This is a genomic window from Paenibacillus sp. J5 (assembly GCF_054955055.1).
This window is the reverse complement of sequence record NZ_JBUEDD010000004.1, coordinates 111,185-126,957: the sequence shown is the minus strand read 5'-3', so window position 1 is coordinate 126,957 and position 15,773 is coordinate 111,185. Positions and strand designations below refer to the sequence as shown.

Here is a 15,773-nt window from a genome sequence, read left to right as displayed (position 1 = left end):
CTGTACAAAGTGTATTGCCCATAACAAAATCACCCCATCACCGAAGGGTACATTCGGTGATGGGGTGATTCTGCATCTGTTCATTTGAAATGCTATTATCTTAGAATAATTTCTAGTCTAGAAATCTCATAGCTGCTGGAGAATTGCTTCGTATAGAATTTATTTTAGAAGTCAGAGGGTAATAATCTCCTTCGGCGGCCTAATCTTGAGCACTGCCAGAAATAATCCAATCTGCAGTAGAATGACAAGGATTGCAATATCCCATCGATTAAGGATAAAGAACAATGTCGGCGAAAGCATCAGGATGATTATCGCTATCCATCGATCGACCAGTGTAGACTACAGCCGCAGCTCATAAAAGTATTGCACGCTGGGATGCTTGGCCTTCATCTTGTCGGCCATGTTCAACAATCGTTTCTTGCCCACTCGTCTGTCCACCAGGGCTAGGATATTCAGGACGATCTCCTTGCTCTCCAAGCAATCCTCTATGGAAGTGGACAAAAACCTCGTCGCGACCGTCATAAAATCAGATTTGCTTAGGGCAGTCTGTGCCAGCATAATCTCCTTGGCATAGACAGAAGTTTTCCTGCCTCTCGCGATAACCTGCAGACGATCCTCTGGAACTTGCCCTTTGGTCTCTATTCTGATCGCCTCTATTTCTTCCTCGCTGATCGGAATCTGGATCGTGGCATCATTCTTAATCTCCAGCTCTGTCTGGTACCATCTGATGGGGCTTGCTGGATCGCCCATATGGAGAATATTCTTCTTATCTACTGTAATATAGCATTGCCCTGCTTTGTCCGGCAGATAACGATAGCTGGTTGCCCGGTACTCTACCCTCCCCTGTAATGCAGGACTGAGAAAACTCTCCAGTTGTTGCTTCACTTTGCTCCAGGACATGTATCCTCCCATATTACCTATGATACATACCATCATACACCAATTATTGAACAGGTGCGAATACAGGAGACGCTTGGCGCTTCCCCCGAGTATGTTATAACTCGCATGCCGGAAGCTGCTTTGGGAGCCACTTTCTCTCGCGGAAGCATCCAGCTTTATTTGACGTTGTTTCGGACATTTCTCTCATATTCGGCTTCTTGTTCAGCAGTGGCTTTAGGAATATTCATGTCTTTTTCCCAAATGGTAATCCGGTCGTTTTGATTTTTTCCTTCGTAATAAATGGCTGTTATTTCTTTGTTCGTGCTCGGATGGATTGTGGGAATCCAGTTCTCGGGAAGTGAAACGACGCTTTTGGTTGAACTCGATGAGAAGCGCCTGTGCTCATAGAGTCGAAGAATTTGTGTGCTTCCGCTGCCGATCTGGGTGGCGTTGCTTATATAACTTTCCACATTAGCAGAGATTCGGTAATGGATGGAGCCATCCTTCATTTGGTACACATCGCTAATCTTCACTTCACTGCTTGAGACGGGAAATTGTCTCTGAACAATGAAGTAAAACACGGCGAAAAAGATCATTAGGGCGGCAAATACGCTAATCGCGGCCGTCATCCATTGCCGCCTTTTGATTTTTTTTAGAAAATTGATCTGTTTTTGCGGAGCCGTATCCAGCTCTTTCACTTCTTTTGTCATCGCCGACCGTATTTTCTCGCATTCGCTGCATGAAGCAAGGTGTTCCTCCAGAGACTTGTTCGTAACTTCGCTTGTCAGACCTTCAATATAGCTCGGCAGAAGATCTTGTACAATTTTACAGTTTAATTTATCCATTCTGCTCTCGCTCCTTCACCATTTTTTGTTTGCCGCGGTAAAATGTCACCCGGGCCCACGTTTCGCTTTGACCCAGAATATCCCCGATTTCGGAAAAGCTTAGTTCGCCTGAAAGGCGTAAATACATCACTTCTTTTGTTTTCTCATCCAGCCGATGCAGCATTCGAAACATCGCCAGCTTGTCTTCATTTTGCAAAACGCTGTTTTCCAAATTATGTCCAGGATGTACAAGGGATTCCGACTCATCCATGGAGCGGGTTTGCATTTTTTTACTTTTACTTAACTCTTTATACCAGGCCCGCTTGGCGATTTGGCATAACCAGACGGAAATTTTACAATCGCCGCGAAAATGATGAATGGTTTTTGTGGCTTGGTAGAACGTTTCCTGCGTAAGCTCTTCGGACAGGTCAGCATTTTGCGTGATGCTGAATAAGTATTTGTAAACGGTTTGAGCATACATTGCATAGAGATGCTCAATGCTTTCCATTTCTTCACCTCCTGCTTTATAAGTGCGCACATCCGTCATTTCGTTACAGGTCATTTAAATATTTTTCGTTATACTACAGGCTCAAACCAGAAATCAGTGCTTGACTTGGGCCGAGATGAGACGCTACGGGACAGAGGGTTCTTCCGATCGCTGTTAAAGCCCGATTCCTTTTATTTATATGAAGACTATGGTGGGAATCGGTCTTTAAAGGCGAACACTGACGTTTCTCCAGAATCCCTTTCTGTCAAGCACTGATTATTAGGTTGAGCCAGAATACATAAATCAGGTTTACACATCAACTTTCACAGAGTGAGAATCAGTTCAACAGCATGTGTAGCACAGGCTTGAAATCTATTGGGGAGCCATCTTGACGAACATAGAAAAACACCTCTTCGTTTGGTAAAGTGAGAGTGTCGAGCTCCACTGCCACACTGAAGAGGTGCCTTCTCTAGGATAGATCAATAACCGTCATGTGATCAACTGCCAAACGAAATTCAATCGGGCTTTCAAGCCCTCCCCCTATTCCTCCTACACCAACTGGCGAACAATCGACAGCAGCAGCAGTACCGCCAGCCCGAAGCATAGACGCATCAGCCAGCGATCCTGCCGATCGAACAGATTCATGACAGCTCCCCCTTTACATAACGGACATTGAACAGAAACAGACGCATTAGCAGCACGAGCGAGGGCACCAGTAGCGCGAAGCCTGCGACGAAGACAGCAACCAGCGCACGCCCAGACGCCGGATTCGTTACGCTGCCGTAGATGGTCAGATGCGGGTACAGCAGGTACGGAAGATGGGAGATACCGTAGCCGTAGAAGGCAAATGCGAATTGCAGCATGACCAGTACAAACGCCAGTCCATACTGCTGACGCCGCCAGATGAGCCAGGCCGCCCCGAGGAAGCTGATCAGCGACAATCCGAACATCCACCAAATGTCCAGCGTCCGCTCGAAATGCTCCAGATTGTGATTGCGCAGGGCGATGAACACGAACAGACTGGAGATGATCGTCGGCACTCCGCCCCATAGCGCGAACTGCCGCATCAGCTCCAGTGCCCGCTCATCGCGGGCGCGAGCAGCATAATACGCCAGGAAGGCCGAGCTGATGAACAGCACGCTCGACATCGCCAGCAGTACGACCGCCCAGGAGTACGTGCTGTAGAACAGCTCCGCCATGAGCAGCTCAATTCTTGCACCATGTACGGCAATAAATCCACCCTCAGAGATGGTGAAGACGGTCGCCAGGGAAGCAGGGATCAGCAGCCCCGTCATGCCGTAGGCGAATAAATAGAAGCTGTTCTTCTTCGCGCCGTAATTGGCGAAGGCGTAGAAGGAGCCGCGGATGGACAGCAGCACCAGCGCAATGCTGCCAGGAATTAGAAGCGCTGTTCCATAATAATGGGCCGTCTCCGGGAAGAAGCCGACCAGGCCGACGAAGAAGAAGACGAGGAAGACATTCGTCACCTCCCAGACCGGAGACAGATAACGCGAGATGACAGGGGCGATGATCGATTCCTGACCGATCAAGCGACCATAGTAGGCGTAGAAGCCTGCTCCAAAATCGATAGAGGCGACGATCAGATAGCCGTATAAGAAGCTCCACAGTACCCCGATGCCCAGTTGTTCAATCGACATCCTCCCATTCCTCCCTATAATATAATCCGCCGCGCCTCCAGCTCCAGCTCGGCTGGCTTATTGCGGAACAGCCTCGCCAGCACGACCAGGCAGACTATGCCCAGTAAGGCATACAAGGCCGCAAACATCCAGAACGCTGCGCCGACATGCGGATTTGTCGTCGCCGCCTCCGATACGCGCATATAGCCGCGCAATATCCAGGGCTGACGTCCCACCTCGGCATAGAACCAGCCCAGCTCAATCGCGAACAGTGACAAGGGGCCGCCTGCGACGATGGCCGCCAGCATCCAGCGATTATACGCCCCCTCTCGCCTGGAACGCAGCAGCAGCAGGAAGAGTACAGGCACAGCAAGCAGGTAGAAGCCGATCGTGACCATCGCGTCGAACAGATAATGGACATAGAGCGGCGGCCAATCCTCCTGCGGGTAGTCATTCAGGCCGATGACCACGCCATCCGGGTTATGAGTCGCCAGCAGACTTAGTCCCCACGGAAGCTCCAGCGCCCCTCTCACCTGCTGCGTGTCCGGGTCAAGCACACCGCCAACGATGAGCGGCGCTCGCCCGCCCGTCTCGAAGTGCCACTCCGCTGCCGCCAGCTTCTCTGGCTGATGTGCCGCGAGAAATTGCGCAGACATGTCGCCGATGAGAATCGTCAGCACCGCCAGTACGAGGCCAACCGTCATATTCAATCGAATCGACTTGCGGTAATACTCATCCTTGCGCCCCTTGAGCATCGAGAAGGCAGCGATCATCGCCAGCACGAAGGCAGAGGTGAGATAAGCCGAGGACAGGACATGCGCCACCTTGGATGGGGCAGCCGGATTGAACATCGCAGCGAGCGGGTCGACATCAACCAGGCTGCCATTCTCGAATGTAAAGCCCTGGGGCGTATTCATAAACGAGTTCACAGTCGTAATAAACAGTGCGGAGGCGGAGGCCCCCAGCACGATCGGCAGCGTGAGCAGCCAATGGGTATAAGGGTTTTTGAACCGATTCCATGTATAGAGATAGATGCCGAGGAAGATCGCCTCAAAGAAGAACGCGAACGTCTCCATGAACAGCGGCAGTCCGACGACATTGCCGGCCAGACTCATAAATTCCGGCCACAGCAGGTTGAGCTGCAAGCCGATGCACGTGCCAGTAACGACACCGACGGCAACCGTGATAACGAATCCCCGTGCCCATCTGCGCGCCATAAGCGAATAATGCGGGTCCTTCCTGTAGATGCCGAGCCATTCAGCGATGGAGATCAGCACCGGCACCCCTACCCCAATCGTGGCGAACAAAATATGAAAAGCCAGCGTCATCTCCGTCAGACCGCGGCTCCAATCCACTGTACTCATATTACAATGCCTCCCCCAAACCTTATGATGCGCCAGCCCGCTTCGCCCTATCGGGCACAGCACAAGACTCTTGCTGACAGCGTATGATCCCTGATGGCTCATGGATCGGCTAGCACACTCCCCAGCTCCATCCTAAGCTTCTGGAATTCATGAACATGGTTATCATAACCAGTCCACGATCTGCCTATGCGCGAAGCCTCGTGATCAGAGTCGTCCCCAGGGCTTTGTTCACCTGTCTGAATCGCCAGGCTGTGCCTTATAGCACCCTTCGGCTTGACACTAGCTCTGCCCTAAGGTGTATTCTAATGGATAAGGAATGTGGAAGGGCGGCAGGAAGGATGAAGAAGGAGATTACGATTAGTGAGTTGGCGCGCCTGATGAAGGTGTCTGTGCATCAGATCCGCTATTTTGAGGACAAAGGGGTGCTCCCCCCAGCATTCATCGATGATAACCAATACCGTAAATACGGGCTGGAGGAAATTTATCGGCTCGCCCATATTCTTCTGCTGCGCAAGCTCGGGGTGTCTGTGCCGACGATCAAGGAGTGCTTCACATCCTTCGGCAGCGTGCAATACGAGGAGCTGCTGGAGCAATCGCTTCATGACACTGCAAGCGAGATCGCTCGGCTTCAGGAGCTGCAGCGGCACACGCTTCATATTCTGGAGGAGCACCGCAGCTTCGCCGCAAGCAAGGGACGCTGTATGCTCAAGCAACGTGCAGGCGTCCATCTGCTCCGCTGGCTGGAGCTCGGCCAGCATGATACGCTCCATGCCGCACTGCTGGTCGCCCAGCCGCGGCAGGTGCCGGAGCTGTTCGAGGCCGATATTCACTATATCCGGGATGATCGGGGAAGAGTCGGGCTCTATATCGAGAGTGAACAGCCCGCTGATCTGGAGCTACCGACGGGCTCCTATCTATCTATCCAGACCCTCGCCTCCGACGAGGAGGAGCTGGAGCTGCCCATTCAGCTCCTCCAGGACTATGCCGCCGAGCATGCACTGGTCGCTTGTGGCCCGCTAGTTGTAGTGGAGAAGTCATATCTCTCCCTGTTCACCCCCGACCAGTTGCACTATGAGCTGCTCCTGCCAGTCGCGTGCCTGCTTGAGCGGGCGTGAAGCAGCCCCCGGCGTAGACGGCTGCCGCCGTTAAGAGTCAAGCCTCGTTTCGCGTAGGAATGGAAGATCAGTATACGTTGGATAATCACTTTCTTGTATGTCGAGCAAAGACAGCACCCGGACGATACGCCCGGGTGCTGTTCATAGCGGTTATTCATTTGTTCTGGGTATCATCCGGCATCCAGCACGCCTGACCGCTCGATCTCCAGACAGGCCAGCACGAACGGAGCGAAGCCCTTGGGATCATCACGGCGCGTCGGCTCGCTGATGTAATAGTCGAACGAGCCGTCGCGGTATGGCGTGTTGCCCAGCCCCGCAACGCTGCATATGCCGTTCAGATGCAGGGAGCCATCTGCATCCTGCTCCACATAATGCTTCAAGAGCCCGTGGTAGCCGCGTGCCGCCGATTCCAACGCCCAGCCGTCCAGATAGCCCTCGTTGGCTCCCTTTGCCAGTGCATAGGTGAACATCGCCGACCCGGACGCCTCCAGATAGTTGCCTTGGCGCTCCGCTTGATCCAGCACCTGATACCACAGTCCGCTCCCCTCATCCTGCACGCGCACCACTGCCTTGGCTAGACGGTAGAAGATACCGACAATCTGACCACGCTGCGGATGGGACAGCGGCAGATGATCCAATACATCGACGATCGCCATCATATACCAGCCGACAGCCCGTCCCCAGAAATGCGGCGAGCAGCCTGTCTGCGGATTCGACCACCGCTCCTCACGACTCTCGTCCCATCCATGATAGAGCAATCCTGTCTTGGGATCACGCGAGACGCGCTCCATCAGCAGAATTTCGCTTGCCAAATCATCATACCACTGCGCCTCATCAAACACCGCCGCATATTGCGCCAGAAATGGCGAGGTCATATACACCCCGTCCAGCCACATCTGGAACGGATAAATCTTCTTATGCCACAGCCCGCCCTCTGTGGTGCGAGGATGTCCCTTCAACTGTGCGGCCAGCAGCTCTGCTGCCTTGTGGTAGCGCTGCTCTCCGGTCTGCTCCAGCAGCACGAAGAGCGCCTTGCCCTGATTGATCATGTCTACATTGTACTCGTTAAGCGAATACGTATCGATGGAGCCGTCCTCACGGATGAACAAATCCATGTTGTCGCGGATATAGGTGAGGTATCTCTCGTCTCCCGTCGTTCGCCATACCTGTTCAAATGCGGTTAAAATGCAACCGTTCTCATAATTCCAGCATCTGCTCTTCTGAAAGGGCATGTCCGATACGAGAGGATATTGCTTCATAAATGATTCGGACATCGCCAGCGACCATAGCTTGCTCAGGTGCTCCGCCTCCTTTGATGAATGATCCTTCACTTCTTCTCTCTCCATCTCTCGAATTCCTGCCATGTCTTCCATATCGACACGAGTAACAGCTCTCACACACTGACTGCGGAGCGTCTGCGCCCACCCACATGCTTGTTCTCCCGGCTTGTGCTGCACATTGGACTCCGCTGGAGCAACACCTCGCCTATTCGCTGCCTTCCAGCGGCCTCCAGCCATCCGAGCCGCCGAGCATCCTCTCCGGCTCATACTGTCGCAGCTCCGACTCCGCGAGCTGCCGCGACCACCTGACACGCTGCGCCCCCATCGCTCCCGGCCCGTAGCTGCCGTGCTCCGCATACCGCACCGTGTGCTCGCTCTCCGGCTTGTCCCAATTATCCCAGCCCTCCGGGCGAATATGCGCACCAAGCCAGCAATCGATGAACACCGTATGCGCGTGATTGCGCCATGGGCGTCCCAGATAGACACTGCCTGGCGGCGCATCTCCACTCAGTCGGCAACGACGGAATACATACCCGTACTTCGCATGCTCGGGTGTCGATGCCGCCGTCACCCAGCCATGGGTGGCAGCGGGCTGCCGCAACGAGCGTGAATGAATCGAGCAATGGTAGAAGAGCGCCGCTGCCGAGCCGAAGATGAAGTCGATGTCTCCCTCGATGTAGCAGCGCTCGTATAGCTGTCTTCCCTGTATACGAGGAGCGCGCCCTCGCGGGCCGCCGAAGTACGGCTGATTCGGATCGATCGGCCGATCGGGCAGCGGCCCGGTACAGAGCGTGTCCTGATAGCCGAGCAAGCGGCAATCGCGGAATACAGCGCGGTCTGCATCCACATAGGCCGCCACCGCTTGCCCTACCTGCTCGCCCGGCCCGGCGCTATTCTCGATCGTCAGCCGCTCTGCTGTGAAGCCGACCGCTCCGACAAACAGCGTATACGAATGGAAGGTCTCATAACGCTCTCCGTCCGGGAATGTCTTCCATGCAGAGTCATCATAGGTAATGACCGTATCCTCCGCATCCTTACTCTCCCCCATCAGGGTTACATATGACTTCTCAATAACCAGCTTCTCGCGGTACACCCCCGGCTTGATGTAGATGACGACCTGCTCGCGATTGTCTGCAGGCACCTGGTCGATGGCCTCTTGAATTCGGGTGAATTCCCCACTCCCATCCCAAGCGACAACCATCCTCTTCTTCCTGCTCATCCTTTGACTGCCCCCGCTGCTACCCCGCTAATAATATATTTTTGCAGCGAGATATACAGGATGACGATCGGCAGCGAGGAGAGAATCAGGCTCGCCGTAATAATATCCCAATCGCTGCCGAACTTGCCGAACAGCTTATAGATGTTGATCGTGAGCGTCGCAGCCTCCTTGTCCGTCAGCACGAGAAACGGCAGCAGGAAATCATTCCATGTCCAGAGCGCATACAATATAGCGACACTGCTTACCGCCGGCTTCAGCAGCGGAAAGATGATCTTGAAGAAGAAGCCCATCTCCGAGCAGCCATCCATGTAGGCCGATTCATCGATCTCACGCGGGATGCTTTTGACGAAGGCATGGAACAGAAAGACGGCGAAGCTGCCTGTGGACATGTAGATCAGCGACAGCCCCAGCGGATTGTTCGTAATATGCAGCGTCTTGGACAACTGAACCAGCGGAATCATATACGTGTAGAACGGAATCAGGAACGGGAACGTGCATAGCAAGTAAATGAACCAGCCCAACCGCCCGCGATCACGCGACAGCTTGTAGCCCGCCAGCGCAGCCACGATAATCACTCCGATGACAGAGGCGACAGAAATGATCGCATTATTCATAAACGCCTTGGCAAAGTTGGTCGACGACCACGCCCGAACATAATTGTCCAGATAGAGCGTTTGCGGAAGCGCCAGGAACGAATCAAAGATTTCCCGGAAGGACTTGAAGGAATTGAGCGCGATCAGATACACCGGGAACAGATAGACGATAACCATGAGCAGCAGCACGATGCCCAGCAGAGGCGATGTTTTGAATGGACTGCGCATTAAGCCTCCACCTCCCTGGATTTGAAAAATTTCAACTGGAAGTAGGAAATGATCAGCACGATGATGCCGAGCACGACCGACTTCGCCATGCCGTAGCCAAAACGGTTCGCCGAGCCGAACGCCTCATAATAGATGTTCAGCGCTATCGACTCTGTTGCATAGCCCGGGCCTCCGCCCGTCAGCACGAAGATCGCATCGAATATTTTGAGCGAGCTCGTGATGCTCGTAAACACACAGATCGAGATGGACGGCATCAGGAGCGGCACCGTCATCATGCGAAACCGCGCCCACCCTGTCGCGCCATCGATTGACGCTGCTTCCATGACACTGGAGTCGATCGTCTGGATGCCTGCAAGGTAGATGATCAGATAGTAGCCGATGCCAAACCAGATATTCATCACGATCACCGCATACAGCGCAAGCTGCGGGTTCCCGATATAGTCCAAATTCAGAAATTCGAGCAAGGGGCTCAGCTTCGCAATGTCGGGGATAATCTCGATGTACATAATTTTCCAGGTAAACCCAACGACGACGAGACTGAATACATAAGGAAGAAAAAATAACGTCCGTAGCGTATTTTTGAAGCGAGCGCCACTCTCAATCAGCACGGCCAGCACGAGCGACACAAAGTTCGATGCGATGACTGTGAGCGCAGTGAATACAAATGTAATCCAGAGCGAGTGCAAAAACCTTGAATCGTCGGTAAATAATTCGATATAATTGTCCAGCCCGTTGAATGGAGCGCTACGTTCAATGCCATTCCAATCCGTGAACGACAGCACAACGCCGCGCGCGAGCGGATACAGGAAAAACACAGCGAACACGATCAGAAATGGGGCCGTAAACATAAGCAGGGAGGCAGTGTTCTTGCCGCGACGCTGCAGGATGCTGTTCATATGATCTCTCTCCTCCTCCAGTCCACTTGCGGCCAGGTGCGTGCATAAGCTCTGCACCTGGCCGCCGGGACGGCTGTTGCCTTCTTCTCTATATGGGAACTCTTATGATCTTATATGGGAACGCTTATGCGCGTCCTGCAGATTATGGCTTATATAGCTTCTTCCACGAAGCGTCGATGTTGTCGAAGAGCTGGTCGCGCGTCTTCTTCTTCGCAATATAGTCTTGCATTTCCTTGCCGATAATGTCGGCCAGACCGCTCGGCCAGAAATTGATCACAAATCCGCGCGTCTTGCCGCCCTCCTCGATATACTTGGCCACATCGGCGCTCAGCGCGTTCAGCTCGGACTTCGGATTGCTCGCCGAGGTGGATTGCTGCTTCAGGATGCTGCCAACTGTTGCCTCAGCACCTTCCTTCGACACCATCCACTCCAGGAACTGCTTCGCCTCCTGCGGATGCTTGCTGTCCTTGGAGATGTAGATGAAGCCATCGCCGTCCGCGAGCATCGTCGCTTCCTGCGGATCTTCGGATACCGGGATCGGCGCAAGGCCAAGCTCCACGTTGGGGTCGAGCTTCACCATCTCCTCATACGACCAGACGCCCTGGATCGCCATCGCAGCCTGCTTCGTGCCGACGAGATGGCTCATGTTGGCGAAGTCGCTGGACAGCGGGTTCTGCCCATCATTCGCATTGTATAGATCGAACAGCTCGAACGCCTTATCCAGCCGATCCGTCTTGGTCTTCGCCTTCCCGGCATTCATATCGTCGTAGAATTGCTGAAAGTCATCCAGCGTTGCGCCCTGCATCGCCCAGAACATATGATAGCTGAGCCACACATCCTTGAAGCCGGAGGCAAACGGTGTAATACCGACGTTATTCAGCTTGTCCACCGCAGTCTTCAGCTCGCTTAGCGTCTTGGGCGGCGCATCGATGCCAGCTTCCTTGAACGCCTGCTTGTTGTAGATCAGGCCATAGCCCAGCACCTGAGTGGACACTGCATAGGTCTTGCCATTGTACTTGCCACCCTCGCGGAAGTTCGGCAGGATGCCCTCCTCAATCTTGTCCTCCGTCAGATCCAGCAGTTGATCGGCATCCACGAACGGCTTCATCGCCAGATAGCCGGCGTAATTGAAGAGGTCGGGCGCATCCTTCGTGGCAATCTTCGTCTTGAGCACCGAGTCGTAGTTGTCAAATACATGGTCGAACTCGACCGTAATGTTCGGATACGTCTTATGCAGCGCTTCATTAATTTCATCCTGGTACTTGGGATAATCGACGACTTGGGTCAAGAACTTCAGCTTGACTGGCTCTGCGGGGGGCGTCTCCGTCGTCCCAGAGCCGTTATTTTTCTCCGCGGTGCCGCAGGCCGACAGCAATAATAGGCAAGCAACCGATGCAAGCAGTGCAGGCTTTAATCTCTTTCTCATGACATAACCCCTCTCCATATTGTCCGAAACCCGCCGCGATTGAAGCGGGGAGGCCACTGAGCGAACCTCATACTCGTATTGTACGCGTTTCCATTTTGAATAAACATGTATTTGCTTGTTCTCCATTTGTATTGTATTGAACAGATTCATCTGTTAAGAGTGACCGTGGTCCAACTATTCTCTCCAGCAGAGAGCGTGCAGGGCGTCCCGGCATACAAGCGTACACAGCTATCGCCGTCCTTGACGGGCTAGGCAAAAAAGACCCCGCAAAGCGGAGCCGTGAACTGTGGCCCATGAGAAGGACACTATGAAAAGAGTGACCCACTTATGGGTCACAGTTCACCTGGAGTTGGAAGCCCCTAGAAGAGTCTGAATTGATCGCGGTATGATCGTGGAGAATAGCCAGTATGCTTTTTGAAGGTTTTGCTGAAGTGGCTTTCGTCGTTAAATCCCAGCTCATCGACAATCTGCCGCAGCTTGACCTCGCTGCCAGTGAGCAGCCGCTTCGCTCTCTCGATCTTCAGCTCCGCCAGATAGACGAACAGGTTGGCCCCGAACTCCTCCTTGAACATCTTGGAGATGTATTCCTTGCTCAAGTAGAAGCGGTCGGACAGCTCCTTGAGCGAATGCTTGCGCGCATATTCCTGCTCCAGATAGTCGCGAATATCGTAGATGACCTTGCGCTCCTTGCGCTGCTTGATCTCCAGCCGCGAGACCGATTCCAGAAACTTGAGCACACAGCGCCGCACAAACGGGACATTCAATTCGCTGCCCACCGCGAGCCTAAGCGCCGCCAGCTCGGCAAGATACGCCCGTTGATCCTCCATCTGGTCAACGAGCCGCTCCAACTGGTAGAGCAGATCGGCATTCAGCTTACGGATGCTCGCCAGACTCATGCCAGCCGCTCCCCCGGCCTCATCGTATACCTCCTCCACCGTCTGGCGGATGAAGGCGAGGCTGCCCGAATCGATGGCAGATGACAGCCTTCGCTCAATGCTCCCAGCCTGGTGATGCGTCGCTCGCGCTGTCGGCTGGAGCAACGCATAGAACGCCGTTCGATTCTCCAACTGTCCGGCATGCAGCCAGGACAGCGCCGCCCGCGCTTCCTTAAGCGAATCACGGGTCTGATGCGGACGTGTTCGACTTTCACCTACGCCGATCAGCACGGTAATGCCGAGCAGCTCCTTCAGCTCACCCCCAAGCCTGTCGAGCAGCTCGCCAAGCTCCTGATGTCCTAGCCCGCGATACATAATGAGGATCAGCTCACTGTCTTGCTGGCGGCTGCGGAAGCACCGTCCCAGGCCGGCCAGCAGCTCGTTCACCATATTGACTAGCGCATATAGCAGCAGATGAGGATTGGCGTGGAAGCGGTTATCAGCCACCTCTGCAAAGTTGTCCATTACACAGGCAACCGCGGTATATTCCGCCTCCTGTGGGCGATCCGGCAGACCGAGGCTGCGCAGCAGCCCCTCCTCACTGGTCGTGGAGCCGACCATCCACTGATGGAACAGATCCTCGCTAAGCAGCGGCAGGCTCTCATTAAGCCGCTGTTGCACATGGAGCGAGCGCTCCTGCTCCTGCCGCCTGGCATTCAGCTCCCGCACCGCCTCTGCCAACGCATCATGCAGCGCTTCCGGCCGAATCGGCTTAAGCAGGTAATCGACAATCCGCGAGGTAATCGCCTGCTTCATATAAGCAAAATCATCATAGCCGCTAATGATGATGAGTTGTATATGCGGGTATCTCTCCCGCAGCGTGCGGATCAGCTCTGCGCCATGCAAGCCCGGCATTCGCATATCGCTCAGCACCAGATCAGGCCGCTCGCGCTCGACCGCCTCCAGCAGCTCATCGCCATTTTGAGCCTCTGCGATGAGCTCAATGCCGTGACGCTCCCATTCCGCTTGCTTCACAATCGCGCTGCGAGCCCGCCGCTCATCATCTGCCACGATCGCTCTATATCTCATCGGTCTTCCCCCTCTCTTGCTCGTGAGGCTCTGACTGCTCCGACAGTGGCGGCAGCCACAGCTCGACCTGCGTGCCCTGTCCCGGCGCGCTGCTCAGTTGCAGGCGCGCTTCCTGTCCGTACATTAACTGTAGCCGCTGGGACACATTGAGCAGCCCGATCCGCTCATGACCGCTCTGCTCCAGCATATCAGGCGCATCCAATGCCGCCTGTAGACGGCTTAACCTCTCGGGCGCTATGCCCACCCCATTGTCCATAATTACGATGAGCAGTCCCCCGTCCTCCAAGCGGCATTGCAGCTCCACCTCGCCGCGATGCTTCGACGGCTCCAGGCCGTGGATGATCGCATTCTCCACGAGCGGCTGCAGGAACAGCTTGGGCACCACCCACTGCAGCGCCTCCTTGGGCACATCGATGCGCGAGGCCAGTCTGTCCTCGAATCGACAGGTCTGAATCCATAGATAATCCTCGACATTGCGAAGCTCGTCCTGCAGCATGGCGCGCTCCCCCGGCTTCAAGCTATAGCGGAGCATATCAGAGAGTGCATGCGTCATGCGAACCAGCTCGTCAATCCCCTCATCCAGGGCCACACTGCCGATCGTCTGCAACGTGTTGTACATAAAATGCGGATTAATCTGAGCCTGCAGCGCCTTCCATTGTGATTCACGGGTAGCCAGCCTCATCTTGTACTTCTCCGTAATCAGCGTATCAATCTGCTGGATCATCCGGTTATAGGCATGGGAGATTTGCCCGATCTCATCCGTCTGCGTTACGGTAACAGGCAATTGGAAGTTGCCCTCCCCGGCACGCACCATATGACGCTTCAGCTTGAGCAGCGGCCCGGTCAGCCGGATCGAGATATACGCAGTCGTCGCAATAACAATGCATACGATGCTTAATGCAATCAACAGGTTAATCGTCCGCGTCTTGTCGGCCTGAGCGATAATAACATGCACCGGAATCAGCTTCGCCACCAGTTGGCCATTGTGAGCCGAGCGGGCATAGACAAGCCGCTTCGTTTCCGCGCTGCCCGCTTCGGTATATTGGAAGCTCCCCGCCTCCTCCTCGCCCGCCATCGTAGAGAGCCATTCGGCTGGCAATGACGACATCGCCGGATCAGAGCTGTACAGCAGCTCCCCCTTAGCCGTCCACACTCCGATCTCCTCATCGGGACTTAGAAGCCCCTCCTCACCGATCCGCTGGAGCTGTGTCAACGTGTAATTCATCGTCAGGACGCCAACCTCGGGGGTATAGCCCTTGATTAGCCGAGTCAGCGAGAACACGGGCACACCGGATTGTATCCGGTATTCAGCGGGATAGTTGCTTAGCTTATGCTGCGGCTCAATAATCAGCTTGTCCGGCTCCGCCACTGCATGAGCGTACCAATCCCGCTCCTCCATAGCTTTCGCGTCTGAAAAGGAGGTGTTCAACGCTTTATTAATGACATACAGCTCTTGATTGAGCGGAGTATAGAACAGCACGGAATGGGTCTCCTTGCGAGCCAGATACAGGCTCATCAGCTTGCGCAGCTTGAGATTATGCTGAATGAACTCCGTGTCGGCAAGCTGATATTCCGGTGAAAACAACAGATCCGAATAAAAGGCAAGCCCCACGTTCTCAAGCTGTATAAAGTAATCATCCAGCCTGCTAATAAGCTGCTGCAGAATGGCTTTATTATTAACAATATAGCTCTGCTCCAATTCGGCAGCGAAGTTGCGGTACGAAATGTAGATCGATAACAGCAGCGGCAGCATGATGACGCCGACAAAGCTCAATATCATCTTTTTGCGTATACTTTGCATAATGGCCTGGATCACGCTGCCGCCCCTCTCGAAATCTGTCTTATTTTGTCGTATAGCATG

The 15,773-nt window shown here is 54.1% G+C and carries 13 protein-coding genes; 1 reads left to right on the top strand and 12 read right to left on the bottom strand.

All coding sequences use genetic code 11. The features are described 5' to 3' along the window. Nucleotides 1-339: 339 nt before the first annotated feature. The 5 genes from ACY1JZ_RS08020 to ACY1JZ_RS08000 form a co-directional block, all read right to left on the bottom strand. Nucleotides 340-900 (bottom strand): SF0329 family protein, encoded by a 561-nt coding sequence (locus ACY1JZ_RS08020; RefSeq protein ID WP_462628786.1) that lies wholly within the window; start codon nt 898-900, stop codon nt 340-342. 155 nt (nt 901-1,055) lie between these two features. Then, nucleotides 1,056-1,724 (bottom strand): zf-HC2 domain-containing protein, encoded by a 669-nt coding sequence (locus ACY1JZ_RS08015; RefSeq protein WP_270165441.1) that lies wholly within the window; start codon nt 1,722-1,724, stop codon nt 1,056-1,058. Continuing rightward, nucleotides 1,717-2,211: an RNA polymerase sigma factor gene (locus tag ACY1JZ_RS08010; protein WP_270165442.1), complete on the bottom strand. Its 495-nt coding sequence runs from the start codon at nt 2,209-2,211 to the stop codon at nt 1,717-1,719. Before ACY1JZ_RS08010 ends, ACY1JZ_RS08015 begins: the two co-directional genes overlap by 8 nt. Before the next feature lie 620 nt (nt 2,212-2,831). Then, a complete protein-coding gene (locus tag ACY1JZ_RS08005) occupies nt 2,832-3,848 on the bottom strand; it encodes a cytochrome d ubiquinol oxidase subunit II (protein WP_462628785.1) in 1,017 nt (338 codons plus the stop codon). A 14-nt stretch (nt 3,849-3,862) separates the two neighbouring features. Beyond that, entirely contained in the window at nt 3,863-5,191 is a 1,329-nt protein-coding gene (locus ACY1JZ_RS08000; protein WP_270165444.1) for a cytochrome ubiquinol oxidase subunit I, read from the bottom strand. Nucleotides 5,192-5,496: 305 nt separating this feature from the next. Between ACY1JZ_RS08000 and ACY1JZ_RS07995 the strand changes: the two genes are divergently transcribed. Further along, nucleotides 5,497-6,306, top strand: coding sequence for a MerR family transcriptional regulator (locus ACY1JZ_RS07995; protein ID WP_462628784.1), 810 nt, complete (start codon nt 5,497-5,499; stop codon nt 6,304-6,306). Between the two features lie 170 nt (nt 6,307-6,476). Here the strand turns inward: ACY1JZ_RS07995 and ACY1JZ_RS07990 are convergent, their stop codons facing one another. From ACY1JZ_RS07990 to ACY1JZ_RS07960, 7 genes are all read right to left on the bottom strand, one after another. Beyond that, on the bottom strand, nt 6,477-7,604 hold the full coding sequence (locus tag ACY1JZ_RS07990; protein ID WP_462629058.1) for a glycoside hydrolase family 88/105 protein: 1,128 nt from the start codon (nt 7,602-7,604) through the stop codon (nt 6,477-6,479). Nucleotides 7,605-7,791: 187 nt separating this feature from the next. Beyond that, nucleotides 7,792-8,805 (bottom strand): pectinesterase family protein, encoded by a 1,014-nt coding sequence (locus tag ACY1JZ_RS07985; protein WP_462628783.1) that lies wholly within the window; start codon nt 8,803-8,805, stop codon nt 7,792-7,794. After that, on the bottom strand, nt 8,802-9,626 hold the full coding sequence (locus ACY1JZ_RS07980) for a carbohydrate ABC transporter permease (protein ID WP_462628782.1): 825 nt from the start codon (nt 9,624-9,626) through the stop codon (nt 8,802-8,804). The genes ACY1JZ_RS07985 and ACY1JZ_RS07980 overlap by 4 nt, the downstream gene beginning before the upstream one ends. After that, nucleotides 9,626-10,522, bottom strand: coding sequence for a carbohydrate ABC transporter permease (locus ACY1JZ_RS07975; RefSeq protein WP_270165449.1), 897 nt, complete (start codon nt 10,520-10,522; stop codon nt 9,626-9,628). The genes ACY1JZ_RS07980 and ACY1JZ_RS07975 overlap by 1 nt, the downstream gene beginning before the upstream one ends. Before the next feature lie 142 nt (nt 10,523-10,664). Then, the gene (locus ACY1JZ_RS07970; RefSeq protein ID WP_462628781.1) at nt 10,665-11,948 is read right to left on the bottom strand and encodes an ABC transporter substrate-binding protein; all 1,284 of its coding nucleotides are present in this window, start codon (nt 11,946-11,948) and stop codon (nt 10,665-10,667) included. 359 nt (nt 11,949-12,307) lie between these two features. Beyond that, nucleotides 12,308-13,912: a response regulator gene (locus ACY1JZ_RS07965; RefSeq protein WP_462628780.1), complete on the bottom strand. Its 1,605-nt coding sequence runs from the start codon at nt 13,910-13,912 to the stop codon at nt 12,308-12,310. Next, the gene (locus tag ACY1JZ_RS07960) at nt 13,902-15,728 is read right to left on the bottom strand and encodes a cache domain-containing sensor histidine kinase (RefSeq protein ID WP_462628779.1); all 1,827 of its coding nucleotides are present in this window, start codon (nt 15,726-15,728) and stop codon (nt 13,902-13,904) included. The genes ACY1JZ_RS07965 and ACY1JZ_RS07960 overlap by 11 nt, the downstream gene beginning before the upstream one ends. Between the last annotated feature and the right edge of the window lie 45 nt (nt 15,729-15,773).